General features: G+C 63.5%; 25 protein-coding genes and 3 tRNA genes. 9 read left to right on the top strand and 19 right to left on the bottom strand.

Translation table 11 applies throughout. From position 1 onward, the window contains the following. Window positions 1-29 precede the first annotated feature (29 nt). Together ACN9MZ_RS14145 and ACN9MZ_RS14140 are read right to left on the bottom strand one after the other, a co-directional pair. Entirely contained in the window at window positions 30-875 is an 846-nt protein-coding gene (locus ACN9MZ_RS14145) for an alpha/beta hydrolase (RefSeq protein ID WP_426342721.1), read from the bottom strand. Then, window positions 872-1,039: a hypothetical protein gene (locus ACN9MZ_RS14140; RefSeq protein WP_156397870.1), complete on the bottom strand. Its 168-nt coding sequence runs from the start codon at window positions 1,037-1,039 to the stop codon at window positions 872-874. Before ACN9MZ_RS14140 ends, ACN9MZ_RS14145 begins: the two co-directional genes overlap by 4 nt. A 167-nt stretch (window positions 1,040-1,206) precedes the next feature. On the opposite strand from ACN9MZ_RS14140, the gene ACN9MZ_RS14135 reads away from it, so the two are divergent. Genes ACN9MZ_RS14135 through ACN9MZ_RS14125 form a run of 3 tightly spaced genes read left to right on the top strand, consistent with a single transcriptional unit; the run spans window position 1,207 to window position 5,248 of the window. Continuing rightward, window positions 1,207-2,154, top strand: a complete 948-nt coding sequence (locus ACN9MZ_RS14135) for a LysR family transcriptional regulator (RefSeq protein WP_426342720.1) — start codon at window positions 1,207-1,209, stop codon at window positions 2,152-2,154. Beyond that, window positions 2,151-3,101 (top strand): D-2-hydroxyacid dehydrogenase, encoded by a 951-nt coding sequence (locus ACN9MZ_RS14130; protein WP_426342719.1) that lies wholly within the window; start codon window positions 2,151-2,153, stop codon window positions 3,099-3,101. Before ACN9MZ_RS14135 ends, ACN9MZ_RS14130 begins: the two co-directional genes overlap by 4 nt. Continuing rightward, window positions 3,098-5,248 carry an ATP-binding protein gene (locus ACN9MZ_RS14125; protein WP_426342718.1) on the top strand — a complete coding sequence of 717 codons (2,151 nt, stop codon included), beginning with the start codon at window positions 3,098-3,100 and terminating at the stop codon, window positions 5,246-5,248. The genes ACN9MZ_RS14130 and ACN9MZ_RS14125 overlap by 4 nt, the downstream gene beginning before the upstream one ends. Here ACN9MZ_RS14125 and ACN9MZ_RS14120 read toward each other — a convergent pair. Genes ACN9MZ_RS14120 through ACN9MZ_RS14100 form a run of 5 tightly spaced genes read right to left on the bottom strand, consistent with a single transcriptional unit; the run spans window position 5,245 to window position 9,044 of the window. Then, complete coding sequence (locus tag ACN9MZ_RS14120) at window positions 5,245-6,660, bottom strand: glycosyltransferase family 2 protein (RefSeq protein ID WP_426342717.1); 1,416 nt, start codon at window positions 6,658-6,660, stop codon at window positions 5,245-5,247. The two genes, ACN9MZ_RS14125 and ACN9MZ_RS14120, sit on opposite strands and share 4 nt — an antisense overlap. Next, window positions 6,657-7,709 (bottom strand): HEAT repeat domain-containing protein, encoded by a 1,053-nt coding sequence (locus ACN9MZ_RS14115; protein ID WP_426342716.1) that lies wholly within the window; start codon window positions 7,707-7,709, stop codon window positions 6,657-6,659. The genes ACN9MZ_RS14120 and ACN9MZ_RS14115 overlap by 4 nt, the downstream gene beginning before the upstream one ends. Beyond that, window positions 7,687-8,421 (bottom strand): YaiO family outer membrane beta-barrel protein, encoded by a 735-nt coding sequence (locus ACN9MZ_RS14110; protein WP_426342715.1) that lies wholly within the window; start codon window positions 8,419-8,421, stop codon window positions 7,687-7,689. The genes ACN9MZ_RS14115 and ACN9MZ_RS14110 overlap by 23 nt, the downstream gene beginning before the upstream one ends. Further along, a complete protein-coding gene (locus ACN9MZ_RS14105) occupies window positions 8,418-8,801 on the bottom strand; it encodes a response regulator transcription factor (protein ID WP_426342714.1) in 384 nt (127 codons plus the stop codon). Before ACN9MZ_RS14105 ends, ACN9MZ_RS14110 begins: the two co-directional genes overlap by 4 nt. Before the next feature lie 12 nt (window positions 8,802-8,813). After that, on the bottom strand, window positions 8,814-9,044 hold the full coding sequence (locus tag ACN9MZ_RS14100; protein ID WP_426342713.1) for a hypothetical protein: 231 nt from the start codon (window positions 9,042-9,044) through the stop codon (window positions 8,814-8,816). A gap of 114 nt (window positions 9,045-9,158) precedes the next feature. Between ACN9MZ_RS14100 and ACN9MZ_RS14095 the strand changes: the two genes are divergently transcribed. Further along, window positions 9,159-9,338, top strand: coding sequence for a hypothetical protein (locus ACN9MZ_RS14095; protein ID WP_426171769.1), 180 nt, complete (start codon window positions 9,159-9,161; stop codon window positions 9,336-9,338). Between the two features lie 3 nt (window positions 9,339-9,341). On the opposite strand, the gene ACN9MZ_RS14090 is transcribed toward ACN9MZ_RS14095, so the two are convergent. The 6 genes from ACN9MZ_RS14090 to ACN9MZ_RS14065 form a co-directional block, all read right to left on the bottom strand. Then, window positions 9,342-10,238 (bottom strand): LysR family transcriptional regulator, encoded by an 897-nt coding sequence (locus tag ACN9MZ_RS14090; RefSeq protein ID WP_426342712.1) that lies wholly within the window; start codon window positions 10,236-10,238, stop codon window positions 9,342-9,344. Between the two features lie 190 nt (window positions 10,239-10,428). Then, complete coding sequence (locus ACN9MZ_RS14085) at window positions 10,429-10,905, bottom strand: DUF3016 domain-containing protein (RefSeq protein ID WP_426342711.1); 477 nt, start codon at window positions 10,903-10,905, stop codon at window positions 10,429-10,431. A gap of 71 nt (window positions 10,906-10,976) precedes the next feature. Then, window positions 10,977-11,053 (bottom strand) — tRNA-Arg (locus ACN9MZ_RS14080). A gap of 55 nt (window positions 11,054-11,108) precedes the next feature. Further along, window positions 11,109-11,185 (bottom strand) — tRNA-Arg (locus tag ACN9MZ_RS14075). 93 nt (window positions 11,186-11,278) lie between these two features. Continuing rightward, window positions 11,279-11,355, bottom strand: a tRNA-Arg gene (locus ACN9MZ_RS14070). A 338-nt stretch (window positions 11,356-11,693) separates the two neighbouring features. Beyond that, window positions 11,694-12,899, bottom strand: a complete 1,206-nt coding sequence (locus ACN9MZ_RS14065) for an ISL3 family transposase (RefSeq protein ID WP_426340241.1) — start codon at window positions 12,897-12,899, stop codon at window positions 11,694-11,696. Between the two features lie 190 nt (window positions 12,900-13,089). Here ACN9MZ_RS14065 and ACN9MZ_RS14060 point away from each other — a divergent pair, with 190 nt between their 5' ends. The 3 genes from ACN9MZ_RS14060 to ACN9MZ_RS14050 all read left to right on the top strand — a co-directional run bounded on the left by ACN9MZ_RS14060 (window position 13,090) and on the right by ACN9MZ_RS14050 (window position 17,774). Beyond that, window positions 13,090-13,878, top strand: a complete 789-nt coding sequence (locus tag ACN9MZ_RS14060) for a response regulator (protein WP_426342710.1) — start codon at window positions 13,090-13,092, stop codon at window positions 13,876-13,878. Window positions 13,879-13,925: 47 nt separating this feature from the next. Next, window positions 13,926-16,670 carry an ATP-binding protein gene (locus ACN9MZ_RS14055; protein WP_426342709.1) on the top strand — a complete coding sequence of 915 codons (2,745 nt, stop codon included), beginning with the start codon at window positions 13,926-13,928 and terminating at the stop codon, window positions 16,668-16,670. Between the two features lie 126 nt (window positions 16,671-16,796). Continuing rightward, entirely contained in the window at window positions 16,797-17,774 is a 978-nt protein-coding gene (locus tag ACN9MZ_RS14050) for a diguanylate cyclase domain-containing protein (RefSeq protein WP_426342708.1), read from the top strand. 47 nt (window positions 17,775-17,821) lie between these two features. On the opposite strand, the gene ACN9MZ_RS14045 is transcribed toward ACN9MZ_RS14050, so the two are convergent. Continuing rightward, the gene (locus tag ACN9MZ_RS14045) at window positions 17,822-18,238 is read right to left on the bottom strand and encodes a hypothetical protein (RefSeq protein WP_426342707.1); all 417 of its coding nucleotides are present in this window, start codon (window positions 18,236-18,238) and stop codon (window positions 17,822-17,824) included. A gap of 123 nt (window positions 18,239-18,361) precedes the next feature. Between ACN9MZ_RS14045 and ACN9MZ_RS14040 the strand changes: the two genes are divergently transcribed. Further along, window positions 18,362-19,993 carry a response regulator gene (locus ACN9MZ_RS14040; RefSeq protein WP_426342706.1) on the top strand — a complete coding sequence of 544 codons (1,632 nt, stop codon included), beginning with the start codon at window positions 18,362-18,364 and terminating at the stop codon, window positions 19,991-19,993. Here ACN9MZ_RS14040 and ACN9MZ_RS14035 read toward each other — a convergent pair whose 3' ends face one another. Next, window positions 19,994-20,488, bottom strand: a complete 495-nt coding sequence (locus ACN9MZ_RS14035; protein ID WP_426342705.1) for a hemerythrin domain-containing protein — start codon at window positions 20,486-20,488, stop codon at window positions 19,994-19,996. 115 nt (window positions 20,489-20,603) lie between these two features. Here ACN9MZ_RS14035 and ACN9MZ_RS14030 point away from each other — a divergent pair, with 115 nt between their 5' ends. Beyond that, entirely contained in the window at window positions 20,604-21,287 is a 684-nt protein-coding gene (locus tag ACN9MZ_RS14030) for a sensor histidine kinase (RefSeq protein ID WP_426342704.1), read from the top strand. Between the two features lie 3 nt (window positions 21,288-21,290). On the opposite strand, the gene ACN9MZ_RS14025 is transcribed toward ACN9MZ_RS14030, so the two are convergent. The 4 genes from ACN9MZ_RS14025 to ACN9MZ_RS14010 form a co-directional block, all read right to left on the bottom strand. Beyond that, window positions 21,291-21,698, bottom strand: a complete 408-nt coding sequence (locus tag ACN9MZ_RS14025) for a hypothetical protein (RefSeq protein WP_426342703.1) — start codon at window positions 21,696-21,698, stop codon at window positions 21,291-21,293. After that, on the bottom strand, window positions 21,695-22,993 hold the full coding sequence (locus ACN9MZ_RS14020) for an NAD(P)/FAD-dependent oxidoreductase (protein ID WP_426342702.1): 1,299 nt from the start codon (window positions 22,991-22,993) through the stop codon (window positions 21,695-21,697). Before ACN9MZ_RS14020 ends, ACN9MZ_RS14025 begins: the two co-directional genes overlap by 4 nt. Before the next feature lie 53 nt (window positions 22,994-23,046). Further along, window positions 23,047-23,487, bottom strand: coding sequence for a hypothetical protein (locus ACN9MZ_RS14015; protein ID WP_426342701.1), 441 nt, complete (start codon window positions 23,485-23,487; stop codon window positions 23,047-23,049). A 111-nt stretch (window positions 23,488-23,598) separates the two neighbouring features. Next, window positions 23,599-25,173 carry a hypothetical protein gene (locus ACN9MZ_RS14010; protein WP_426342700.1) on the bottom strand — a complete coding sequence of 525 codons (1,575 nt, stop codon included), beginning with the start codon at window positions 25,171-25,173 and terminating at the stop codon, window positions 23,599-23,601. Between the last annotated feature and the right edge of the window lie 35 nt (window positions 25,174-25,208).

Here is a 25,208-nt window from a genome sequence, read left to right as displayed (position 1 = left end):
TTCTAAACTTCTGTTTTATTGATACAGCCTTACACTGCAGGCGTTTCCGCCTCGTCGATGGCGCTGATAAAGCTGGCCATCTCTTTCAGTGCAAAGCCCCTGCACGCGCATTCATTCCTGGCTCCCGGCTCCTGCAATGGCGCCGGTGGCATGCGTCTGACTGTTGTCTTTACTCCGCAGGCGATCAGTTTCGCCCCGTATTGTTCTGCTTCATCCCGTAAGGGGTCGTCCTCGGCCGACAGGATCAGGGCCGGCGGCAAATTCTTCAATCGGCTCGATTGCAACGGCGACGCGTAAGGGTGGGCGCGGTCGGCGGCATTCGGCAGGTAGCCGCGGTAGGCGGCGGCGCAGTTATTGGCTACCTTCATCTGGTCCGGACAGTTCGGCAGCTCGCGCATCGAACAGGTGGACAGGCCCGGGTCGAGCATCGGCATGATCAGGATCTGCCCTGCCAGGGCCGGGCCGCCGCGGTCGCGCGCCATCAGCGCCGACACGGCTGCCAGGTTGGCGCCGGCCTCGATGCCGGCGGTCAGCAGCTGCTTGCCGCTCCAGGCCAGCTTGGCCTTGTTCTTCTTGGCCCAAGCCAGCACGGCGTGGGCGTCCTCCACCGCCGCCGGAAACGGACTGACCGTGGCCAGGGTGTAATTGGTGGCCAGGATCACGTGGGCTGGATTGCACGCGACCAGGTGGCGCAGGAATTCGTCCGCCTCCTCCAGGTCGCCGGCCACAAAGCCGCCACCGTGGAAGAAAACGATCAGCGCATCGCGCTTGGCGGACGAATTCCCGGCCAGGTACAGGCGTGCGGCGAGCGGCCCCTGGGCCCCGCGCACTTCCAGTTCGCGGATCTTCAGGTCCGCCGGCGCCTGCGCCGTCATTCTTTAGCCTCCGAGCTGGCCGATGCCAGCAAGGTGTGCGCCGGCGCCGCGCCAAAACCGACTTGCGCGCCGTAAGAGTATTCGTCGGTATACAGGACGCCTGCCAGGGCGATCGCGCCCAGCGCCAGCGATACCATTGCAAAGAATCCATCCCGGTTACTCATGACTGCTCCTTTTCTGTGAAACCGAAGCCACTTTAATCTTTCCCATCGCGGGAGGGTCAAGGGCTTTTTTATGCTGCAATACGGTAATAATAAACTTCCACTAGAATAAGAAAAATACATTAATGTTGAATTGATTGTTCAGAATCTCGAACAATGAAGGCGAACTCATGAATAAGCTCCAAGCAATGGAAGTCTTCGTACAGGTGGTTGATGCCGGCGGCTTCACGCGCGCGTCCGAAGCCCTGCAACTGCCCAAGGCCACCGTCTCCACGCTGGTGGCCGGGCTCGAATCGGCGCTGTCGGTCAAGCTGCTGCACCGGACCACGCGCCACGTTTCCGTCACCGCAGACGGCGCTGCCTACTATGAAAGATGCTTGCGCATCCTGGCCGACGTGAAGGATGCGGAGGAGTCGCTGTCGCGCACCCGCCTGAGTCCAAGCGGGCGCTTGCGGGTCGACGCGCCAACCGGGCTGTCGAACGAAATCCTGGTGCCCGCCCTGCCCTCGTTCTTTGAACAGTACCCCGATATCCAGCTCGAACTCGGTTGCAGCGACCGTCCTGTCGATTTGATCGAAGAAGGAGTCGATTGTGCAGTGCGGGGTGGCCAATTGGCCGATTCGACCCTGATTGCGCGGCGCGTCGGCCTGCTCAATTTCGTGACTTGCGCGGCGCCCTCCTACCTGGAGCGCTTCGGCATCCCGACCCACCCGCGCGACCTCGAACGGCATCGCTGCGTGAACTATTTCTCGTCCAAGACTGGCAAAATATACAACTGGGACTACACGCGCGACGGCGAGCGCATAGAAATGATGCTGCCGGGCGTGGTGGCACTGAACGATTCGAACGCCTACCTGCAAGCCGGGCTGGCGGGCCTGGGCATCATCATGATGACCGACGTACAACTGGGCAATCACGGCAGGGACGGCCGCCTGGTGCGCGTGCTGGAGGACTGGGTCACCGATCCCCTGCCGATCCACGTGGTGTACCCGCAAAACCGCCACCTGTCGGCCAAGGTGCGGGTGTTCGTTGAATGGGTGGCGGACCTGATGGCCAGCCATCCGCAAATGCGGCTGCGCCCTTTGGCCGCTTCCCTCCCTGTGGAGTTGACTGTATGACCGAACGACTCGTTTTCCTGGACCGCGACAGCATCATTGCCGACATCCGGCGCCCATCGTTTGCCCACGAATGGGCCGAATATCCCGCTTCCACGGCCGCCGAGGCGATCGAACGCCTGCGTGGCGCCACGGTCGCCATCACCAACAAAGTGCCGTTGCGCGCCGAAGCGCTGGCCGCCCTGCCCGGCCTGAAAATGATTGCGGTGGCGGCCACCGGCACCGACATCATCGACCTGGCGGCGGCGCGCGAGCGCGCCATCGTGGTGTCGAATATCCAGGGCTACGCCCATGCCGCCGTGCCGGAACATACCTTCGCCCTGATCCTGGCGCTGCGCCGCCAGCTGCTGGCCTACCGCGCCGACGTCGAAGCAGGCCTGTGGGAAAAGTCCCCGCGCTTCTGCCTGTTCCATCATCCCATCCGCGACCTGCACGGCAGCCGCCTGGGCCTGCTGGGCTACGGTGACCTGGGCAAGCAAGTCGCGCACCTTGGCCGCGCCTTCGGCATGGAAGTGCTGGTGCACACCCGCACCCCGGCCGACGACCCGAACGTGCGCAACGTGAGCTGGGACGAACTGCTGGAGACGTCCGACGTATTAAGCCTGCACGCGCCGCTGACCGATGCCACCCGCAATATCATCGGCGCAGCCGAACTGGAACGCATGAAGCCCAGCGCCATCCTGGTCAATACCGCGCGCGGCGGCCTGGTGGACGAAGCGGCACTGGCGGACGCCTTGCAACGCGGCGTGATCGCCGGCGCGGGCTTCGACGTGCTGTCGAAGGAGCCGCCGGTGCCGGACAATCCCCTGCTGCGCCTGCGTCTGCCGAATTTCCTGCTCACGCCGCATTCGGCCTGGGCCAGCGGGCAAGCCATGCAAGGCCTGGCGGACCAGCTGATCGACAATATCGAAGCCTTCATCGCCGGCCATCCGGCCAACCGCGTAGCATGAAGCGCACCCGTGCCAGGGCGGGAATCGGCACCTATCTTGCCGTCGCCTTTTGCGCGCTGGCGATCTTCATGGGCGCTGTCCTGGCCGCCATCATCGCGCGCACGGCCGGCAACCAGGTCAAGGCAGATATCGGCAATGCGCTGTCCGACCTGGCGCAGCAGGCGGCCGACAAGCTCGATCGCAATATGTTCGAGCGCTATCGCGAAGTGCAGTTGCTGGCGCAGCGTCCCGACATGGGCGCCGCCGCATCGCCGGCAGCGCGCCGTGTCACGCTGGAGCAGCACCAGCGCAGCTACCCCCACTATGCCTGGCTAGGCGTCACCGGACGCGACGGCAAAGTGCTGGCCGCCACCGGCGCCTTGCTGGAAAACTTCGACGTCAGCGAACGCCCCTGGTACCGCAACGCCCAGGCCGGCGCCTTCGTGGGCGACGTCCACGATGCCGTCATGCTGGCCAGGCTGCTGCCCGCGCTGGACGCGCAGGCGCAGCGCTTTGTCGACCTGGCCTTCCCCCTGGCCGACGGCAGCGGCGTGCTGGGCGCCCACCTGTCATGGCAATGGGCGCGCGAGCTGGAACGCTCCGTGATCGAACCGGCCAGCGCGCACCGCGCAGTGCAGGCGATCATCGTCGACCGCAACGGCAAGGTGCTGCTCGGGCCGGACGGCCTGCAGTCCAGACCCCTGCCGCTGCCAAGCCAGGTCAACGGCTACCAGGTGGAGCGCTGGCCCGATGGCGCCGACTACCTGGTCGGCTACGCACGCACACGCGGCCACTCCAGCTACCCCGGCCTGGGCTGGACGGTGCTGGTGCGCCAGCGTGTCGATACCGCCTGGGCGCCGGTGCGCGCCCTGCAGCGGCACGCCTGGTGGCTGGGCATTGGGATGGCGGCCCTGTTCCCGTTGCTGGCCTTCCCCCTCGCCAGCCGCATTGCCCGGCCGCTGCGCGAACTGGCCGATGCTGCAGACCGCATCCGGCACGGTGCTGCCGCGGAATTGCCGCAACTGGCGCCTTACGCCGAGGTGCAGGCGCTGTCGCGCACCCTGAATTCCCTGGTCGCCAATCTGGAAGGCCGGGTCAGCGCCCGTACCAGCCAGTTGCGCGATGCCATGCAGCGCATCGCCGCCATTATCGAAACCGCGCAGGACGCCTTTATCGCGGTCGGCCCGGACGGCTATATCACCGACTGGAACCCGGCTGCCGAGCATATGTTCGGCTGGTCGCGCCAGCAAGCGGTAGGCAAGAGCTATATCGAGATGCTGGTGCCGCAGCGTTTTCGCGCGCAGCAAGAGGCCGCCCTGGCAGCGGCGCGCGCCAGCGAAGCGCCCGATTTTGGCCGCCGCGTGCAGCGCACCCTGATCCGGCGCGACGGCGAGGAACTGACGGTGGAAGCCAGCATCAGCCGCCCGGCAAACGGCCTGTTCTGCGTGTTCCTGCACGACATTTCGGAACGGCGCCAGGTCGAAGAGATGAAGAACGAATTCATCGCCACCGTCTCGCACGAGCTGCGCACGCCGATGACGTCGATCCGCGCCTCGCTGTCGATGCTGGTTGAAGGCGGCGCCGGCGAATTGCCGCCGGACGTGCAGCACCTGGTCAACATCGCCTACCAGAGCAGCGAAAGACTGGTACGGCTGGTGAACGACGTGCTCGATATCGAGAAGATCGAAGCGGGCAAGATGGAATTTCGCAGCGACGAACTGGAGATCGCGCCGCTGCTGGACGAAGCCATCGACGCGGTGCGCGGCAGCGCGGCCCAGCGCCCGGTTGCACTGGAACGCGCGGGCAGCGGCCGGGGCCTGCGCGTGCGCGGCGATCACGACCGCCTGGTGCAATTGCTGGTCAACCTGCTGTCCAATGCCATCAAGTATTCGCCGCAATACAATTCCGTGACGCTGGCCTGCAGCGAAGTACCGGCAGGTATCAGGTTATCGGTCAGCGACAACGGGCCGGGGATTCCGGAAGCATTCCAGGCGCGCGTCTTCGCCAAATTCGCCCAGGCCGACAGCTCTGACACGCGCCTGAAAGGCGGCACGGGCCTGGGCTTGGCGATTTGCCGCGCCATCGCCGAGCAGCATGGCGGCATCATCGGTTTCGACACGGAAGAAGGCCGCGGCACGACCTTCTACGTGACCCTGCCCGCGCTTTAACTGACGTCGCGCTGCCAGTCGGCCTTGCGAGTCATCACGCCCCACTTGGCCTCCGCGCCGCGCGCCCATTTATACAGGCCGATCAGGCGCCACCAGCTGTTGATCTGCCGGTAGCCGAAGTTTTCCAGCACGACGACTGCCGCCAGGATCAGCAAATGGCTCGGGCGCGGGTACAGGTGGAAGGAAATCTCCTCCAGCAGCAAGCCGAAGGCCGACAGCAGGATGCCCAGCCCGATCGCCAGGAACAGGAAGATTCCGAACGATTCCCAGGATACCCAGCCCTGCCACCAGGCGACAGCCATGAAGAGGTAGCCAAACAGCTCGACGAAGGGTCCCAGCCACTCGAACAGCAGGAAGAACGGGAAAGCCATCCAGCCTGCCACGCCGCCGTGGCGGCTGAACATCAGGCCCCAGTTGCTGGTGAGGCTCTCGGACAGGCCGCGCGACCAGCGGATGCGCTGGTTGCGCAACTGCTTGCGGTCTTCCGGCGCTTCCGTCCAGCACACAGGGTCCGGCACGAACTCGATCCTGTACGGCACCCCGCGCGCGCGCAGCTTGCGGTGCATGCGCACCACCAGCTCCATGTCCTCGCCGATCGCCTTCGGGTTATAGCCGCCGACGGCCACCACGGTATCCTTGCGGAACAGGCCAAAGGCGCCCGAGATGATCAGCATGCCGTTGATGACCGACCAGCCCATGCGGCCGAACATGAAGGCACGCAGGTATTCAACCACCTGGAACAAGGCCCAGGGATTTTTCGGCATGCCGACCCGGGTCAGGAAGCCGCCGCGCACTTCGCAGCCATTGGCGATGCGCACCGTGCCGCCGGTTGCCACCATCAGCGGGTCGCCCAGGAAGGGCCGCACCAGCCGCTGCAGGCTGTCGCGCTGCAGGATCGAATCGGCGTCGACGCAGCAGAACAGCGGATAGCGCGCCGCATTGACGCCGGCATTGGTCGAATCGGCCTTGCCGCCGTTGACCTTGTCCACCACGCGCAGGTTGGGAAAGCGGGTGGAGCGGTAGATCGCATTCACTGGTTTGGTCTCGAGCTGGATGCGGTAAGCCTCCGGGAAGGGCACCAGTGCAAACTCGTCGATCATCACCTGCAGCGTACGATCGGTGGAACCGTCGTTGATGACGATGACTTCCATCTCCGAATAGGAAAGCTGCAGCATCGAGCGGATCGAGGTGACGATGGTCGCTTCCTCGTTGTAGGCCGGCACGACAATGCTGATCGGCGGTTCCAGCGCCGAATACACCTGGGGCAAGTCGTCCAGGATCGCCTCCTGGGAGCGCCGCCGTAGCGCATACATGGCCAGGAAGTTCAGCATCAGGTAGCCGCCATTCAACAGCACGAAGTACACCAGCACGCTGATCGAGATGATCTGGATCACGAGCGGATTGGGCGTCATGCGGTGGCCTCCTGTTCCGCCGTCACCTGCGCTATCATGTCGGCCGCATAGCGGTCGCCGGCGTTGCGCAGCTCGGCCAGCTCTTCTTTCGTCAGGAAGGGCAATCCCAGCAAGGCTTGCGCGGCGCGGTAGCGCACCCACCACTGCGGATCCGACAACATGTCCCGCAAGCGGGCCACGTCGCTGCGGTCTCCCGTCTCGCCCAGCGCCCGCACTGCCTGCAGGCGCACCCGCCAATCCGCGCTGGCCAGGTGGCGGCGTACTTCATCGACCACGCCGGGTATGCTTGCCAGCCGCAATGCAGCCAGCACCACCTCCGGGTTGCTGCTGGCGAGGTAGCCGCGCAGCTGCGCCAGCGGCAGGTCCATGCGCAAGGCTGCCACCAGGCGCAGCGCTTGCGGCAACTCGGCGGGCGTCACGCGCGCCAGGGCATCCGCCAGCACCGGCTGCCATTCGGCGCGCGCGTTCTGCAGGATATTGGCCAGCTGGGACAGCGGCCAGTCGTCGCGCCGCAACAGCAAGGGCGCCATTTCATGCGCCGCCCGCGCGGCATCGGTTTGCACCATGGCCCACAGTGCGTGAACAGAGGAAGCACTGTCGGCGCTGTGCGCGGTACGGGCCAGGGCCGCCCAGGATTCCTTGTCGCGCATATGCCCAAGCGCCAGGATCGCCAGCAGTCTCTCGGCTCGGTTGCCGCCCGCCAGCAACCCTCTCGCCTGCTCGTCGCAGCCCAGGCGGCGTGCAATGCCGTTCAGGCCTTCGCTCGCCTCGCCGCGCACCGCCTGCTGCAAATGCAGCCAGAGCTTCATGAACAGCAAGCTGTCGCGCTGCGGCAGTTCGGGCAGGTTTCCCACCGGCTCGCCCGCAATGGCGGCGTTCAGCAAAGGGCGCCATTTCAGGGTGAGCTCCTGTTCGCGGCGCTGCGTGCGGCGCATCGACAGGCGCAGCCAGATGATCTGCAGCCCGACCAGTACGGTCAACGCCAGCGCGCAGGCACCGGTCCAGAATGCGACCTGCAGGTAGACATCAGAAGGCAGCCTGTAGTCCAAGATTGGCCCCGTTGCGCACGTAGAAGTCCCCCTGGCGCGTAGATGCCAGGGCATAAGTGACGGCCCAACGCTGGTCAAGCCAGTGCCGCCCCACCAGGGCAGCCGATTGCACGCTGGTCAGGCGCGTGGTACCGGCGATATTTGCTGCTTCCTTGCCCACTGCAAAAGACACTCCGACCGCGCTACGGTCGCTGTAGTAATAGCTGCCGCGCAGCTCGCCGCTGTGCGCTGTCGTACCGAAGGCGCGCGCCGCGCGCCAGGCGCCGGAAAAGCTGTAATTGCCGACATAGCGTTCCAGCATCAGCAGGCTCTGGTTGACGTGGACATCGTTGTAGCTGCTGCTGCGCCCTCCGCCATGCACCAGCCAGCCCTTGGCAAACTCGTACTGCAAGCTCGCGCCCAGGGCGTGGCGCGCCAGGATCCGGTGCTCGCTGCTGACGTTGCCGTCAACCGAGGCAGTCAGGCTGTCGGACAGCGGCATGTCGGCGCCGGCGCTGAACTGGGTTTCGCTGATGCCGAAACGCTCGATGCGAGTGACGCCGCCGCCAAAGCCCATCCGCTGAGCGAGCTGATGGCGCATGGCCAGCGAAGTCTCATGCCAGTTCGCGGCAGGCCCGCTCAGGTTGTCGATCCCGTGGCTAATCCCGATGGTGGTCTGGGCGGCAGCCGGCAAGGCACCGCAAGCCAGTACAGCAAGGACGGCGGCCTTCATTCCTGCCCCTTCAGGTAGCGGCGCACGCGCGCCAGCAGTTCATTCGGCTGGAACGGCTTGACGACATAATCGTTGGCCCCCGCGTCGAGCGCACGCACAATGTCTTTTTCGGTATGTTTGGCGGTTAGCATCACGATCGGCACTTCTTTCCAGCCTTCGCGTTGGCGAATGATGTGCACCAGTTCGAAACCGTCGATATAGGGAAGCATTACGTCCAGCAGCACCAGCGATGGTGGCGTGGGGCTTGAGACGATGGCCTTGCGCGCCGCCAGGCCATCGGCGGCAAGAGTGGTCTGGTAGCCTTGCCGCTGCAGGATGAAGGTCAGGATTTGGCCGATATGTTCGTCGTCTTCGATTACCAGGATGGAGGTGTCAGGCATAGGTTCCCGGGCTTATTGCGCGTCGAATTCTGCGGCAGCCTTGGCCGACCACAGCGCCTCGTTGTAGGTAGCGAAGGGGATGTCGTAGCGTTCGACCGAGCCGTCCTCGCCAATGAAGTAGGTCCACCATCCCGCCGGGTCGGGAACCAGGGCAATGTCCCTTGGTTTGCAATGCTCGTGCAAGTCATCGTCGGCATCAAGGGTGATGATGCGGGTCTTTCGGTGTCGGATCAGCGTGGCCATGGCGCATTCTCCAGTCGGGTGATGCAGGCATTGTAATGCCGATTGCTCTCCGTTAGCCAAGCAACAGACGAAATCTGTTGCACATGGCAGTGTGCAGCGAGGAGGATCGCAGCCATGAACCAAGCAGCCACCCAGCAGCCCCTCAACCCCGGCGATGAGGCGGCGCCGGGAACGCCCGGCAGCGGCGAAGGCATCTGCCCCGTCTGCAGCGGCTCCGGCAAGACGCCGGACGGCAAGCAATGCCCCAACTGCGGCGGCAGCGGGCGCATTATCGAAGGGATCGGCGGCGGCTGAACGCTAACCCGCCCCCAGGCGCTGGCGCAGGAAGTCGATGAACAGCCGCGTGCGCGCCGGCAGGTGGCGCGTTTCTGTCAACGCATGCACCATGACCGGCTCCATATGCCAGTCCGGCAGCACGCGCTGCAGGCGGCCGGCCTGCACTTCCTGCTTCGCCAGCAGCGGATCCAGCGCCGAAATGCACAGGCCATTGGCCGCAAACGACATGCTGAGCGCCGCGCTATTGGTGGCGTAGCGCGAGTGCGCCATCACCTCCACCACTTCCTCGCCGCGATACAGCTTGCGCCAGATATCAGGCAGCCGGCTGGAGAAAGACCGGCCGCACATGGTGTGCTGCACCAGGTCGCAGGCGTGTTCCAGCGGCGGCATCCTGGCCAGGTAGACCGGCGAGGCGTACAGATAGCGCGGCATCATCGCAATGCGCCGCACCACGAGGGTCGACGGCGCGGTCGGCGGCTGGCCCATGCGGATCGCCACGTCGAACGGTTCCGACTGCAGGTCCACGGTACGCGACGAAATATCGAACTCCATCTTGATGTCGGGGTACATGTCGGCGAATTCCGTCAGCACCGGCGCCAGGTAGCCGACGCCGAAACTGGAAGTCATGGTCACGCGCAGGATGCCGGCCGGCTTTTCCGACCAGTCCAGCAGCGCCTCGTGGGCACTCATGGCTTCTTCCACGATGCCCTGGCAACGCTTGAAATAGGCCTCGCCGGCCTCGGTCAGTTCCACCTTGCGCGTCGAGCGGTGCAGCAGGCGCAGCCCGATGGACTTTTCCAGTTCCGCGATATTGCGCGACAGGGTGGAATTTGACATGTCCAACGCCTCGGCGGCGGCGCGGAAACTCTTGCGCTTGGCCACTTCGACGAAAAGACGCATATGGTGCAGCCTATCCATTCATTGCTCCATTTTTGGGATACTCAATTCAATTATAAGTATTTATCCCAACAATGAAACAGTTCACAATGCGCTTACTCAGACCTTTGGTAGAAAGGAAACGCAAATGAACAACAAGGAACCCACCCTTTTTGATGAACTGTGCAAGCTGCTGGCCGGCCTGGTATTCAGGGCACGGACATGACGCGGATCAGCGCTGCTTGAGGACTTCCTTCCGGAACCAGTCGTCGAGCATTTGCTTTTCGTGGCCGTACAGGTCGCGGTTATAGCTGTTCGCCCCCATCAGGTAGCCGGGGTCGGACAGCTTGCTCTCGCCACTGCTGATCACCTTGCCATCCTGCTCGATGCTGTAGCGCAGGTGCATGCGCGGCCAGTCGGCCTGGCCTTTCAGTACCCGGATGTCGCGCACGGCTACGCGGGGAAATTCATCGCCGGCCAGGTCGATGTCGAGAAAATCGACTTTCAGCACCTGTCCTGCCGGCAGTTTTTCCGACAGCAGCGCGAGGTGTTCGCGGAACAGGAACTGCATGTCTTCGCGCTTCTGGAAGTCGTGCGGCACGTCGGTCATCTTGCCGATATCGACAAAACTGACGGTGGCGGCGGCAAAGGCGTTGGCCGAAGCGAGCAGCAGGACGGCGGCGCCGGTGGCATGAGTGAGCTGGTTCATGCCTGAAGTATATGCCGCAAAAGGCAAAAAGGAAAAAGGGTCCACACCTCCCGGTATGGACCCTTTCAATTTGGCGCGGCTGGCAGGAATCGAACCCACGACCCCTTGGTTCGTAGCCAAGTACTCTATCCAGCTGAGCTACAGCCGCAAAAACTGCTTCTTCCTCGCCGCTCGACAGCGGCGGGTACAACACTTACTAAATCTGGTGCGGCTGGCAGGAATCGAACCCACGACCCCTTGGTTCGTAGCCAAGTACTCTATCCAGCTGAGCTACAGCCGCAAAAACTAAATTATAACAGTCAGTTATGCATACTACCAACTTCCTGCTACTCCCTTCGCTCGACAGCGAAGGGCACAAACATCTCACAAATTCTGGTGCGGCTGGCAGGAATCGAACCCACGACCCCTTGGTTCGTAGCCAAGTACTCTATCCAGCTGAGCTACAGCCGCTTAAGAAGCAGGATTATATCGCATGAATTTCGTTTTGGAAAGCTTACGTTCTGCTCAACTTTCCTAGGCGAAACCGGCGTTTCCGGCTCTTTCCTGCGCAGTATCCTGTGCAAGGAGGCAGCATTATATGTGGGTGTTTTCCGCTTGTCCAGTCTCGCGAAACATTTTCTTTTATTGCTTTACAGACATTATTACTTCATTCATGAAACGCATTTCTCTCATCATGAATCGAAATTGGATCTTTATTCCGCGATGCAGCATCATTCATCTGTCTCCTCTATTCTCCTCCAAGAAAATAGAATTCGGGCCCGCAGATAGCGGGCCTTTTTTTTGGTTCTTCACGGATTCCCGGGAAACGCGGCTTTGATCTTCAGGAAGAAGAAGTCAGAGTCGCGGTAACCATATGCCATCCGTTTCATAACCTTGATCTTGTTGTTAATACCCTCGAGCTGGCCGGTATGCATAGGCCAGCGCATGCGGGCCAAAATGCCCTTCCAGTAGAGGCTTAGCCTTCTGGCGAAGCGGATCAGCGGTTCGATGGCGCTGCTTTTAGCCATGGCTTGCCAGATGCGCCAAGCCGATCGCCAGCGCCAGGGATCAGTTGGTGTCCAGAGTTCCTTCAAGCTCGCCTTCATTACATAGACTGTCATCAGCGCCTGGTTCGCCGTCAGAAGCTCAGTGAGTTTCGGCCTCTGGTCTGACGGCACATTATCGACGTTGCGTAGTAGCAGCCACCGTGCACGCTTTACATACTGGCGACCGGCCTTATCGTCGCGCAGCCGATTCGCTTCATCGACCCGCACCCGATCAATGACCTCGCGGCCATATTTAGCGATGACGTGGAACAGGTCATAGACAACCCTGGCTCTTCGACAGTGATGTTTCACCTCGAGGTCAAATGCGGTATTCATATCCATCGCCACCGCTCGAATGCGCCGACAGCGTTCAGGGCCAAGCCAGGCAAAGAATGGCCGGATCGCTTCTCTACTACGCCCCTCACAGACCCAAATTACGCGCCGAGTGTCTGCATCCAGCACCACTGTCGCGTAACGATGCCCTTTGAACAGCGCGAATTCATCCATGACCAGCCTTGTCGGCTGGGGTGGCGGCAAGGCCGCCACCCTACGCTCCAGATCCAAGCGGTGTATCTGACGGACGGTTCCCCAATGAAGCCCAGTGAGTTCGCAAACGTGAGCAATCGGTAGTTTCTCACTCCAGTGCGCAACGAACTGCGCCAAGCGCCGCGACACGCGTGAATGCCGATCGAGCCAACTAATGTGCTGGGTGCAGCATCGACAACAACCGGGGCAGCGCAACCGATTGACGGCAACGCTCAGAAATACAGCCATGCCAGCCATCGGTAGATCGCGCACCGTCCGCCAGACGGTTTCATGGATCACTGATGCACGGGCACCGCAATTTGAGCAGATCAGGGGCGAGCCTGGATCGGCAATTAACCGCAAACGAAGCCGGCTACCAGCAATTTCCAGAGATGAAATGCGAAAGCCTTCCCAGAAAGGGAGGCTGAGACTATGATTTGGCATGAGAGCAGTGGGTTGGTTAAAGGGTTTGGTCGCACAAACACAATAACTCTTCCTTACTGCTCTCTTGCGTTTACAGCATGGTCATCCCGCTAATCCGCGATGAACCTTTTTTTTTGTCGCCCTTGGTGTAGCATTGCCCATATTGACATCCCGGCACTGATACAACATGGCGCAAATCGCAGGTGAAAGCATGGCAACCCAGGACTGGTCGCGCGCCGACCTCGGCCCGCAGGAGACCTGGCCCCAGGCCTTGCGCCTGGTGCTGGACATCATGCTCAACACGCCGCTGCCGATGCTGCTAATGTGGAGCAGCCGGCAAGTCATGCTCTACAACCAGGCCTACGCCAGTAATGTCGGCACCGCCAGTGCAGTGCCGCCCGGCGGCACCGTCCCTGCCGTGCCACCCTCGGCCTGGAGCTGGAACCCGCCAGCGATCGAACAAGCCTGGGCCGGGCAAAGCCTGGTCTTCCCGCGCCAGCCGCTCAAGCTGTGGCGCGACGGCCGCATGGTCGAGGCAAGCTTCGACCTGCATTACACGCCGGTGCGCCACGCCGATAACGCGGTAGCCGGCATTTTGTGCACGCTGGCCCCGGCCAGCGCTGCGCCCTTGCCCGCCGCCGCTGCCAATGACGGCCACTTGCGTATCCTGGTGGTGGAAGATAACCAGGACGCCCAATACCTCGTGTGCGAGATGCTGCGCGCCTTCGGCCATGAGGTCAGCGCCGCAGCCAACGGCGAAGCCGCGCTCCAACTGCTGGCCGAGAAGGAGTATGACGTGCTGTTCAGCGACGTCAGCCTGCCTGGCATGAGCGGCGTCGAACTGGGCCGCACCGCCCTCAAGCGCCAGCCACGCCTGCGCATCATCTTTGCTTCAGGCTACAGCCAGTCTTTGACCAGCCACCTCGACTTCCCAGCCGTATCGATGCAAAAGCCGTATGACATCGAACAGCTCCAGCAGGTATTGCAAGGCTTGCACTAATCAATAGTGCGTCGGCAAGTTGCTTGTCAAGGCTACAATCGAACGTTATGAGTCCCGATCCCCGCACGCACAACGTACTGGATAGCATGGGTGACGGCTTTGCCGTCATTGCCAGGGACTGGACCGTCCAATACCTGAACCCGAAAGCAGCCGAAATGCTGCTGCCGCAGGTTCCACTCCTGCACGATCCGCGCGGCCAGCTATTGTGGCGCGCCTTTCCTGCCCTGGCTGGCGGCGCGCTGGAGCCGCCGCTGCGCCGCACCCTCGAACAAGGCTTGCCCGCCACCTGCGAACTGTTTTACCAGCCCAGCCAGCGCTGGCTCGAAGTGCGCGCCTGGCCATCGCCACTGGGCATGACCTGCCTGCTGCTCGATATCCACCAGCGCAAGCTGCACGAACGCGGGCTACGCGAGAGCACCAACCGCCTGCAAGTAGCGCTGGCGGCCGGCCGCCTCGGCGACTGGGAGTGGAACGCTGCCACCAACCTGGTGCGCCTGGGCCGCCGCGCCGCGGAAATCTTCGAGCTGCCAGCTGAGATCCCGATTACCTGGCCGGTGCTGCGCGACCGCATTGCAGCCGAAGATTTCGAGGTGGTCGAACAGGCTTTCACCGATGCCGTCCAGGCGCGGCGCGATTTCAATGTCGAATGCCGCATCCGCCACCGCGATGGCTCTACCTGCTGGCTGTCCGTGATCGGCCATGGCGATTTCAGCGAAGATGGACAGCTGCGCGGCGTGATCGGCATGATGCAGGACATTACGGCGCGCAAGTCCACCGAAGACGCCCTGCGCAACAGCGAAGAGGAATTGCGCGCGCTGGCCAACAGCATTCCGCAACTGGCCTGGATCGCCAGCAGCGACGGCGCCATGATGTGGTACAACGAGCGCTGGCAGGAATACACCGGCACGGACGACCAGCACATGCTGGGCGACGGCTGGCGCCAGGTATATGCGCCGGAAGCCATCCCCGCCATGCTGGCGCACTGGCGCCTTTCGGTGGAAACCGGCCGCCCCTTCGAAATGGAATTCCCGATCCGCGCGCGCGATGGCCAGTACCGCTGGTTCCTGACGCGCGCCAACCCCATGCGCGACGCCAGCGGCCGCATCCTGCGCTGGTTCGGCACCAGCACCGACGTCGACCAGGTCAAGCGGGTGCAGGAGCAGCTGCGCGATGAAACCAATATCCTGGAACTGCTGAACAGCACTGGCACTGCACTGGTGCAGAACCGCGACCTGCATTCGCTGCTGCAGGATGTCACCGATGCCGCCACCAGCATTTCCGGGGCGCGCTTTGGCGCCTTCTTCTACCATGGCGCCGATGGCGACGACGCCAAGCAGGCCATGCACACGCTGTCGGGCGCGCCGCCGGACGATTTCCAGGGACTGCCGCATCCGCAAGTGCGCAGCGGCCTGGCCGTGCCGGTGCTGGCACGCGCGGGCGAAGTGGTCGGCACGCTGTTTTTCGGCCACCCCGAGCCGAATATGTTCAACGAGCGCACCGAGCGCATCGTCAGCGGCGTGGCCGCCCAGGCCGGCATCGCGATCGACAATGCGCGCATGGTCGACGCCGCACAGCGCGCCGCCGAAGAGCGCAAGGTGCTGCTGGACCGCGAACGCAGCGCGCGCGCCGAAGCTGAACGCAGCAGCCAGATGAAGGACGAATTCCTGGCCACGCTGTCGCACGAACTGCGCACGCCGCTGACCGCCATCCTCGGCTGGGCGCAGGTACTGCGGCGCGGCAACCGCACGCCCGAAGAACAATTGCGCGGCCTGGAAACCATCGAGCGCAACGCGCGCGCCCAGGCGCAGCTGATCGAGGACTTGCTGGACATGGGCCGCATCACTTCCGGCAAAGTGTTGCTGGACATGAAGCTGCTGCTGCCTTCCGTGGTGGTCGATGCCGCGCTGGAAGCGGTGCGCCCGGCCGCCGAAGCCAAGGGCATCCGCCTGGAGCGCGACTTCTCCCCCACCGGCCATGTGGCAGGCGACGCCAACCGCCTGCAGCAGGTGGTGTGGAACCTGCTCACCAACGCGCTCAAGTTCACGCCGCGCGGCGGCACGGTGCGCGCTTCGATCTGGGCGCAGGAAGGCCATGTCGACATCACGGTCACCGACAACGGCCTGGGCATTCGCCACGAATTCCTGCCCCATGTCTTCGAGCGCTTCCGCCAGGCCGACGCCTCGACCACGCGGCGGCACGGCGGGCTCGGGCTGGGCCTGTCCATCGTCAAGCACCTGGTGGAACAGCACGGCGGCACGGTCTCGGCAGCCAGCGAAGGCGAAGGCATGGGCTCCAGTTTCAGCGTGCGGCTGCCGCTGGCAAGCGGCGAAATCCGCGCCGCGCGCATGCACAGTCCGCCGCGCAGCGAGAGCGCGCCCTTGCCCGACCTGGGCTTGCGCGACCTGGACGGCCTGAAAGTGTTGCTGGTTGACGACGAAGCCGATGCGCGCGAGTTGATCAGCCGAATCTTGCGCGATTGCAACTGCGAGGTGCAGCCAGCGGCCACTGCCGCCGAAGCCATTGCCCTGGCCCGCGCCGGCCGCTATGACTTGCTGGTCAGCGATATCGGCATGCCCGATGTTGACGGATTTGAATTGTTGTCACGCATTCGCGCGCTCGGCCCTGCCCGCGGCGGCGCCGTGCCCGCCATCGCCCTGACCGCCTTCGCCCGTCCGGAAGACCGCCTCACTGCACTTGAATCGGGCTTCCTCGACCACGTGCCCAAGCCCATAGAACCTTCCGAACTGGTAGCCACTATCGAGCGCGTCTGCCTGGCCAGCAAGAGTGGTTGAGGACTACCCCTGCACGGGAATATGTCCTACAAGAAACTGGTGAAATCTTTGCTAGACTGGTTAATGACACGTGCGCCGCGGCAAACTGTCGCAAGATACACTGAGAGTCCAGTTCCCGAGACCGCCATGCCAAGCCCTGATGAGATCCTGAATGCCAAGATCTTGGTAGTTGACGATTGCGCCGACAACATCGACCTGATGTTGGAGATCCTGCGCGATGCCGGTTACACCAATGTGACGGCCACCATGTTGCCGGAGCAGGTTTGCCCCCTGCACCGCCAGCATCGTTACGATCTGATCTTGCTCGACCTGCAAATGCCGGAACTGAATGGTTTCCAGGTCATGAAAGGCCTGAAGGAAATCGAGCAGGAAGGCTACCTGCCGGTGCTGGCCCTGACGGCCCAGCCCAGCTTCAAGATCGCGGCGCTGGAAGCCGGCGCCCGCGACTTCATCAGCAAGCCTTTCGACCTGCTCGAGGTGCACAAGCGCATACACAATATGCTGGAGGTGCGCCTGCTGTACAAGGAGCTTGCCTCCTACAGCAAGCAACAGCAGGAACTGGCGCTGCACGACCCGCTGACCGGCCTGCCCAATCGCCGCTTGCTGGAAGACCGCATTGCCACCGCCGTGCAGCACGCCGCGCGCCAGCAACGCCGCGCCGCGGTCATGTACCTCGACCTCGATGGCTTCAAGGCCGTCAACGATACCCATGGCCACGCCTATGGCGATGAAATCCTCAAGCAGGTAGCGCAGCGCCTGGTCAACTCCGCGCGCAAGGAAGATACGGTGGCGCGCATCGGCGGCGATGAATTCGTGATCGTGCTGGGCGATGTCGGCACCCTGGCCGATGCGCAAGAGCCGGCCAGCAAGCTGATCGAGGTGGTGGCCCAGCCGTATATGGTGAATGGCCTGACGCTGCAGCTATCGACCAGCCTCGGCATCGCGCTCTACCCTGACGATGCCAGCACGGTCGACAACCTGATGCATGTGGCCGATGCCGCGCTGTACGAAGCCAAGCGCACCGGCAAGAACCGCTATTGCGCGGCCGCGCACACTGACGCGGCGCTTTCGCCGCAGGCGCAGGTACAGGTCACGGCTGCGTGATGCCGGCAGCCGATGCGGGCGGCCCGCAAGGCCAGGCCGCCAGGCCGTCACGACGTGGTTTCCGCCTCGCGGCCAATCTCTGTCGACTCCTCCACCTTGCCGGCATGCTGGTGGTCTTGCTGTGCGTCGACTTTCTCCGGCGCCACTTCAATGCGCGTGATACCGGCATCGACCGAGATCGGATCGCTGGCCGGGAAAGTCATTTCGACTGCATCGTCCAGCAATTCTTCCTTGGCCTTTTCGGCAGGCGCCAGTTGTTCTTCGTCGGCCAGGATTGAAATGGCACATGCCCAGCGCACGAAATTGAGCTGCGCAAATTCGCGCACGGTGCGCACGCCGAACGCGGCATGCAGCGCCTTGGCATCTTTCGGGCTCAGGCCGCGCAAGGCGCTCACGGGAGCCTCGGCCAATTCACGGAAACTCTTGTCCACATACTCTTTGTCAACGATGGTGTCGATATTCATGGTCACTCCTCCATTGGACGAGTTTTCACTATGGCAGCAGGGCTGCCGCCTGACTGTGCGCGTGCGTACACAGCACGTGTTCGATTGGCATGTGTTCTTTTGACACGGTAAAGGGGCACGGCTATGATCAGACTGGTGGACAAGCCCAAGATCCTCGTCGTCAATGACGACGCCAACAGTCTCTTCGCCCTGACGAACCTGCTTGAGCAGTGGGCAGCGCAAGAGAGCTACGAAGTCGTCGCCGCACGCTCTGGCGAGGAAGCCTTGCGCGAGGTGCTCACGCACGACTTTGCCGTGATCTTGCTCGATGTGAACATGCCAGGAATGGACGGCTTTGAAACGGCGGAAGCGATCCACCAGCGCCCGCGTTCATCGGACATTCCCATCATTTTCATCACCGCCTTCGTGGCCGATGAACTGGACCGGCTGAAAGCCTACCAGAAAGGCGCGGTCGATTTCCTGTTCACGCCGGTGATCCCGCAAGTCCTGTATGCCAAGATCAGCGTCTTCGTGTCGCTGGCCACCAAGAACGAAGAACTGCGGCGCCAGGCGCGCCAGCTGAGCCAGCGCACCACTGACCTGATCGCCAGCAACCAGCGCCTGCTGCGCGAAATCGAGGAACGCAAGAGCGCCGAACGCGCCAGCCACGCCAAGGACGAATTCCTCGCCATGCTGGGCCATGAGTTGCGCAACCCGCTGTCGGCCATCAGCAGTGCCGCCTCGCTGATCGGCTTGCCGGGCGTAAACGCCGACAGCGTGAGCCACGCGAAAAAAATCATCCAGCGCCAGAGCCGGCACCTGGGCCGTATCGTGGACGACTTGCTTGACCTCAGTCGCGCCATGTCGGGCAAGATCCTGCTCAATCGCCTGCCGCTCGATCTGTCGGCCCTGCTCAGGACCACGCTGGAAACCTTTCGCGCCACCGGCCGGCTTGATGACTATCACGTCGCCGTCGACATCGCGCCCTGCTGGGTCAATGGCGACGCGACGCGCCTTGAACAAGTCATCAGCAACCTGCTGGACAACGCCCTGAAATATACGCCGCCCGGCGGGCGCATTGAACTGCTGAGCGACGTGGACGAAGGCGAAGTGACGATCAGCGTGCACGACAGCGGCGTCGGTATTTCTGGCGAGCTGCTGCCGAAGGTGTTCGATGTCTTCGTGCAAGGAGCCAGCACGCTGGACCGCGCGCAAGGCGGCCTCGGCATCGGGCTGTCGCTGGTGCGGCGGCTGGTGGAACTACATGGCGGCAATGTGTATGCTGAAAGCGACGGCCCGGGCGAAGGCAGCACCTTCACCCTGCACCTGCCCTGCATCGAGCAAGTGATTGAACCAAAGGCACCCCCCATGGACACAAGCGAACAGCCGAAGCCAGCCGTGCTGCTGGTCGAGGATAACGACGACGGCCGTGAAATGATGGCCATGATGCTGGGCTGCTACGGCTACCCGGTGCAGCATGCGGCCGACGGCTTCCAGGGCCTGGCCAAGGCCGCGGCAGAGCGGCCCGACATCGCGCTGGTCGACATCGGCCTGCCCGGCATCGATGGCTATGAAGTGGCGCGCCGCATGCGCGCCAACCCGGAAACCCACCACATCCGGCTGATCGCCCTGACCGGCTACGGCCTGGCGGACGACCAGCGCCGCGTGATGGATGCCGGCTTCGACATGCACCTGGTGAAGCCGGTCGACGTCGAGCAGCTCTTGCGCGCCATCGACCAGTGCCTGGCGCGCACCCCTGCCACCATGCGTTCCTGATCAGGCACGCACGCGTCCGGCCTGGCCGCCGCGTGCCTGCGGCATGCGCGGCGGCACGAACTCGATTTCCTCCTTGCGCGCTTCGATTTCGCGCGCCAGGGCTTGCAGGTCAAGGGCGGCCTTCTTCGCCAGCGGGAACATCTCGCCCTCTTCTTCCTTGACGTGGTGGTTGATGTATTCGCCCAGCACCTTGACCTTGGCGTCGAACAGCTCGTCATGCGGGTCCATTTCGCCGATCTGCGCGATCAGGTCCTTGGCGCTGGAATGTTCGACTGTCGCCTCGTCGACCAGGTCCTCGGCCTCTTTCGAGGCCGCGCGCACAGCCGGATAAAAGAGTTCCTCTTCCGCCGTGGCGTGCCTGGTCAGTTCCAGGCAAATCTTGTCGGCCAGCTTCTTTTTGCTGGTGAAGGCACGCTCACCCAGTCCCTCGAATTCCTTGAACATGGCTTTGACGTTGGCATGGTCCTGTTTCAACAAGGCAATGGCATCTTTCATTTTTCATCTCCTCTGGTGAGCTCTCAGATTGACAGGCGCACTGCTGGCTGTATGTGCGCCACCCCACGACCATCCTCATGTATGATCAAGGCAATAAACATGAACTACCAAACATATGTCTGCTAACACGGACGCCGCCGAACTGCGGGAGCTGCTGGGTTACGTCAACAATTGCTGGGACGAAGAACGGCGCGCCCTGTCGCGCCAGATGCACGACAGCCTCGGCTCTTCGCTGACGGCCCTGACCATGCACCTCGGCCTGTTGACATCCAAGCTGCCGCAAGAGCCGGCCCTGCTCGACCGCGCTGCCCAGATGAAGAACCTGCTGCACAACATCATCGAAACCAACCGCGGCATGCAGCACAAGCTGTGGAACGACAAGCTGGAATTTCTCGGCTTGCGGGTGGCGCTGGGCGAACTGGTCGCCCAGTTCGGCGCCGAACACTTGATGAAGGCCCACTGCAGCCTGCCGGATGACGAACCGGCCTGCCCGCGCGCCCACCGCGTGGTGCTGCTGCGCGCGGCGGAAGAAGGCTTGCGCAACGTGGCCACCCACGCCCGCGCCAGCAAGGTCGACGTGATTGTCGACGATATGGATGACTGCATTGCCCTGGTGGTGAAAGACGACGGCATCGGCCTGCGGCCGTCCACCGCCGCGGATGGCGACTGGCAAGAACACCACGGCTTGCGCATGATACGCGAGCGCGCCATCTTCCTGGGCGGCTCGCTGTCGCTGGCCGCCAACAGCAACCAGGGCGCCATGCTGACCGTCACCCTGCCCAAGCCGCCCGTCTGCTGAGCATTAGGGCTTGCTGCCGCGCTTGAGCGCCATCCAGGCCGAGAGCGGCAGCGCCAGGGCGCCGAGTCCAAACCAGAGCCATACCGGCACATGGAAGCCGTGTTCCTGCCGGTACGCCGTCGCAGGTGCGACGGCGCGGTGCACGTCCGGCGCCGCAGGGTTGTAATACACGGTGATGTTGTCGCCCAGCTTGCGCTGCCTGCAGCCGTCCGGCTCGTGCACCGGGCCACGGCGGCGCTTGCCTTCCAGCTCGAATTCATACCACCACCGGCCATCGTTATGGCATTCCAGGGCCGCCACGCGGCCGGCCACTGTCGCATGATGGTGCGAGAGCTCGGAAAGCTCGGTGGCACGGTTGTAGCATCCTCCCAGCAACACCGCGCCCGCAGCGCCCGCGAGCAGCGCCCTCAATGCAGCTTGACCAGCGGCGTGGCCCGTTTGACGAGGAAGCGCGCCACGGCCAGCACGCCGGTACGGATGGTCCCGAGCACAGCCTGGTGATGCAAGAGGTGCAGGCTGACATACATCATGCGCGCGAAGAAGCCCTCGACAAACCAGCTGAAGCCGCGCAGCGATCCCATCAGGCTGCCAACCGAGGTCGACTGGCCGAACGACACCAGCGAACCATAGTCACGGTAGGCGTATGGCTTGCCTTGCGGCGCCCTGCCTTTGACCTGGCGCATGAACGTCTCGAGCAGGTAGTCGGCCTGCTGGTGCGCAGCCTGGGCCCGCGGCGGCACGGGCTTGCCATCGGCGCCGAGGCACTGCGCGCAATCGCCCAATGCATACACGCCGGGCACGCCCTTGACCTGCAGCTCGCCGGTTACTTCGATCTGGCCGCCCTTGGCAGTCGGCAAGCCAAGCGAGGCCAGGAAGGCCGGCGCCTTGATCCCGGCTGCCCACACCACGATATCCGATGGATAGCTCTGCGCGCCGACCGACACATGGTCTTCGGCAATCGCAGTGACGCGGCAATCGGTGACGACCTTGATGCCGCGTTCGTTGAGCAGCTTCAGCGCAGCGTTCGACACGCGTTCGGGCAGCGGCGCCAGGATGCGCGGCGCGCCCTCCAGCAAGGTGATGCGCACGTCGCGCACCGGGTCGAGGTGGCCAAAGCCATACGAGGTGTAGACGCCGCTGGCTTCACGCAATTCGGCCGCCAGCTCGACGCCGGTGGCACCGCCGCCGATGATCACGACGTCGACGCCGGAAGCGCCCTGCTGCGCACTTTTCTGCAGCGCGGCGCGCGTCAGCAGCTTGAGCAGGGTCAGGCGGAAGCGTTCCGCATCCTCGGTCGCGTTAAGGGAAATGGTGTTTTCGGCCGCGCCGGGCACGTTGAAATAATTGGAGGTACTACCGACGGCTATCGTCAGCGACTCATAGCCGATGCTGCGCTCGGGCAGGACGGTCTCGCCACCCTCGCTGGTAATGGCCGCCACGGTGATGTGCCTGCTCTTGCTGTCCAGCGCCGTCATGGCGCCATAGACATAGGTGAAGCCGTTGTCGTGCGCCAGCATCTGGTAGGACAGGCCTTCCTGGTGGATGTCCAGGGTGCCGGCCGCCACCTCGTGCAGCGAAGGCTTCCAGATGTGGTAAAGCCGGCTATCAACCAGCATCACCTGTTGCGGGCCAAGTTTGCGGCCCAGTTTGCAGGCCAGCTCCAGGCCGCCCGCCCCGCCACCTACGATCACATATTTGCTCTGCAAACAGTTCTCCCAAATGTCGGCGGCGGGCGGCCAGGCCCGGTCACGCCACCGGATTAATGCTTGCCGTGGCCCTTGCCGTGGCCTTTGCCGTGGCCGTGGCCGTGGTCTTCGTCGCGATCGCCGCGGTCATCGCGGTCGTAGTCGCGGCCGCCGCCACGGTGGTCATCGCGGTAGCGAGGTGCGTACTCGTTGGTGTACCACTCGTCGCGCACGAAGTAGACATTGCGGCCGCAAGCATTGTATTTGCCGCAGTGTTTTGCCCAATCTTTAGCATGGCCTGGCGGAACGCGCAGGTAGAGCGGCTCGGCGATGACACGTGCCGGGCGCTGGATGATCACTGGCTGCGGGTACAGCACAGGAGGCGGCGCCATATTGCCAAGGTCGATGCGGCCGTAGAAGCCTGGCTGGCCGACGGTGACAGAAACGCCAACATCGGTGGCGAAAGCAGAAGTGCTGAGCGCCAGCATGGCGGCGGCTAAGAGCTGGGTCTTCATGGTCGTGATTATATAAGTAGTTGAAAAAGTGCGTTGTCCGCAGGTTATTGTACCAAAGCAAGACACTGACTTTCGTACGGTAACGCACATACATTGCCTTCGCGCAACACTTCAGGCGTGGGCCGCCATGGCGCAGCGCAAGCGTGAAATTGCGCCCTGGGCCTGTGAAATGACCTTATCGGCAATACGTTTGCGGACTGCCTGCACGCGCCCGGCAGCTTCGGCCTCGAGCATCAGCGGCGTCAGCAGCTGGGTGGCCGATTCGTGGAAGCTGGAGGCGATGCGGTCCAGTTGGCGGCCGAAAGCGGCCTGCACTTCCTGCAAGCGCTTGCGCAGCTCTTCCTCGAAAGCGCGGCGGCGATCCTGGATTTCCGAGCGCTTGCGGCGGCCCGCGTCGGCAAACCACTTGAAGGCGCCGGCCAGCAGCACGGCGCCGCCAACGAAAGGCGCTGCCGGCGCCACCACCGGCAGCACCACGGCAACGCCGAACAGGTAGGCCGCAGTGCCGGTTCCGGCAGCCGCGACAGCGCTGCCCATCAGGGTGAAATTGGCGGCCGTGTCGACCGTCTGCGCCAGGCGGGTGCCGATGCGCATGCGCGGCATCAGCCGCGCCAGGGTGGCGTGGTGCTGGCGCTCAAAGGCGGCGCTCTGGGTCAGGCGGATATCGGACTGGAACAGCGACAGGTCATGCTGCAGCAAGTCCAGCACTTCTTCCTTGCGCCGCACCACGCGGTCGAGGCGCGATTCCATTTCCTTGCCGAATTGCTCGCCGCTGGCGCGCTCACTGGCTTCCGGATGGCAGGCCAGCGCCAGTTCGATCGCGTTGCCGGCGTCATGCACGACATCGTCGATGTCCTGGTTCAGCATGCGGCGCTCGTAGGCGATGCGCGCATCGACCAGGGCCAGCCGCTGCTGCACCTGCTGGCGCAATTGCTGTGCGGTGGCCAGCAAGGCGGCCGCACTGGCCTCGCAGGCCAGCGGGGAACTCTCGTGCTCACGATAACTCTCGATCCCCTGGCAGATGGTGGACACCGCACGCTCGACGGCGGTATGCAGCTCTTCCTGGCTCATCAAGCCTCCGTTGTAGCCGCGGGCGTGGTTCAGCAATTCGGCGTGGCCCATCGCGCGGCCGAAGTCGGCCACGGCATCGGCCAGGCCGCGGCCCTTGACCAGCTTGCGCGCCTGGTTGCCCAGGTTGCTGAGCAAGCGGCGCTCCTCTTCCGGCGGCAGGCCAAACAACTGCTCCGGCGTCAGCTTGACGTGCAGGGCCTTGGCGACCTTTTGCGCCAGCGGCCGGGCGGCGGTACCTTGCAGCGCCAACAGCGGCTTCATCAGGTTAAAGGCCTTGTGGCGCGCCTGCTCCGCGACAGTCGGGCTGGAACGGGCCAGGGCCTGCAAGGCCCAGTCCACGCCGATGCCGCATTCGATCGCGTTCAGCATGATGGCCGTGAAGACGGCGGAAGCGCGGCCATCGCCGGCCAGGTCGGTCACGGCGGCAAATTGGGCCAGGGTCAGCGCGCCTTCGGTGCCGGCGATAGCGCCGACGGTGCGGGCCAGGTTGGAAGTGAAGCTCTGGTCGGAAGAAAGATGTTCGTCGAGGCCACGCAACAGGACAGCGTGCTCGGGTACAGCCGGCGCGGGGGCGGCTGGTGTGGTGACGCTCGCGGCTCCATAAGTGCTTTGCACAAATACTCCGTTCGCTCAGTCCAGGCTAATGGCAT

The sequence above is a fragment of the Pseudoduganella sp. S-14 genome (assembly GCF_049913285.1).
Taxonomy (GTDB): Bacteria; Pseudomonadota; Gammaproteobacteria; order Burkholderiales; family Burkholderiaceae_D; genus Rugamonas.
The sequence above is the reverse complement of the archived record's forward strand: the minus strand, read 5'-3'. Positions and strand labels throughout refer to the sequence as shown.

What these genes read in the sequence shown, in the direction of transcription:
- ACN9MZ_RS14035 (WP_426342705.1), bottom strand. Translation starts at nt 20,488, where the DNA reads ATGAAAGATGCCATTGCCTTGTTGAAACAGGACCATGCCAACGTCAAA.
- ACN9MZ_RS14045 (WP_426342707.1), bottom strand. Translation starts at nt 18,238, where the DNA reads ATGAATATCGACACCATCGTTGACAAAGAGTATGTGGACAAGAGTTTC.
- ACN9MZ_RS14135 (WP_426342720.1), top strand. Translation starts at nt 1,207, where the DNA reads ATGAATAAGCTCCAAGCAATGGAAGTCTTCGTACAGGTGGTTGATGCC.
- ACN9MZ_RS14140 (WP_156397870.1), bottom strand. Translation starts at nt 1,039, where the DNA reads ATGAGTAACCGGGATGGATTCTTTGCAATGGTATCGCTGGCGCTGGGC.
- ACN9MZ_RS14120 (WP_426342717.1), bottom strand. Translation starts at nt 6,660, where the DNA reads ATGACGCCCAATCCGCTCGTGATCCAGATCATCTCGATCAGCGTGCTG.
- ACN9MZ_RS14085 (WP_426342711.1), bottom strand. Translation starts at nt 10,905, where the DNA reads ATGAACCAGCTCACTCATGCCACCGGCGCCGCCGTCCTGCTGCTCGCT.
- ACN9MZ_RS14090 (WP_426342712.1), bottom strand. Translation starts at nt 10,238, where the DNA reads ATGGATAGGCTGCACCATATGCGTCTTTTCGTCGAAGTGGCCAAGCGC.
- ACN9MZ_RS14125 (WP_426342718.1), top strand. Translation starts at nt 3,098, where the DNA reads ATGAAGCGCACCCGTGCCAGGGCGGGAATCGGCACCTATCTTGCCGTC.
- ACN9MZ_RS14030 (WP_426342704.1), top strand. Translation starts at nt 20,604, where the DNA reads ATGTCTGCTAACACGGACGCCGCCGAACTGCGGGAGCTGCTGGGTTAC.
- ACN9MZ_RS14105 (WP_426342714.1), bottom strand. Translation starts at nt 8,801, where the DNA reads ATGCCTGACACCTCCATCCTGGTAATCGAAGACGACGAACATATCGGC.
- ACN9MZ_RS14110 (WP_426342715.1), bottom strand. Translation starts at nt 8,421, where the DNA reads ATGAAGGCCGCCGTCCTTGCTGTACTGGCTTGCGGTGCCTTGCCGGCT.
- ACN9MZ_RS14040 (WP_426342706.1), top strand. Translation starts at nt 18,362, where the DNA reads ATGATCAGACTGGTGGACAAGCCCAAGATCCTCGTCGTCAATGACGAC.
- ACN9MZ_RS14050 (WP_426342708.1), top strand. Translation starts at nt 16,797, where the DNA reads ATGCCAAGCCCTGATGAGATCCTGAATGCCAAGATCTTGGTAGTTGAC.
- ACN9MZ_RS14060 (WP_426342710.1), top strand. Translation starts at nt 13,090, where the DNA reads ATGGCAACCCAGGACTGGTCGCGCGCCGACCTCGGCCCGCAGGAGACC.
- ACN9MZ_RS14095 (WP_426171769.1), top strand. Translation starts at nt 9,159, where the DNA reads ATGAACCAAGCAGCCACCCAGCAGCCCCTCAACCCCGGCGATGAGGCG.
- ACN9MZ_RS14055 (WP_426342709.1), top strand. Translation starts at nt 13,926, where the DNA reads ATGAGTCCCGATCCCCGCACGCACAACGTACTGGATAGCATGGGTGAC.
- ACN9MZ_RS14065 (WP_426340241.1), bottom strand. Translation starts at nt 12,899, where the DNA reads ATGCCAAATCATAGTCTCAGCCTCCCTTTCTGGGAAGGCTTTCGCATT.
- ACN9MZ_RS14130 (WP_426342719.1), top strand. Translation starts at nt 2,151, where the DNA reads ATGACCGAACGACTCGTTTTCCTGGACCGCGACAGCATCATTGCCGAC.
- ACN9MZ_RS14145 (WP_426342721.1), bottom strand. Translation starts at nt 875, where the DNA reads ATGACGGCGCAGGCGCCGGCGGACCTGAAGATCCGCGAACTGGAAGTG.
- ACN9MZ_RS14015 (WP_426342701.1), bottom strand. Translation starts at nt 23,487, where the DNA reads ATGAAGACCCAGCTCTTAGCCGCCGCCATGCTGGCGCTCAGCACTTCT.
- ACN9MZ_RS14100 (WP_426342713.1), bottom strand. Translation starts at nt 9,044, where the DNA reads ATGGCCACGCTGATCCGACACCGAAAGACCCGCATCATCACCCTTGAT.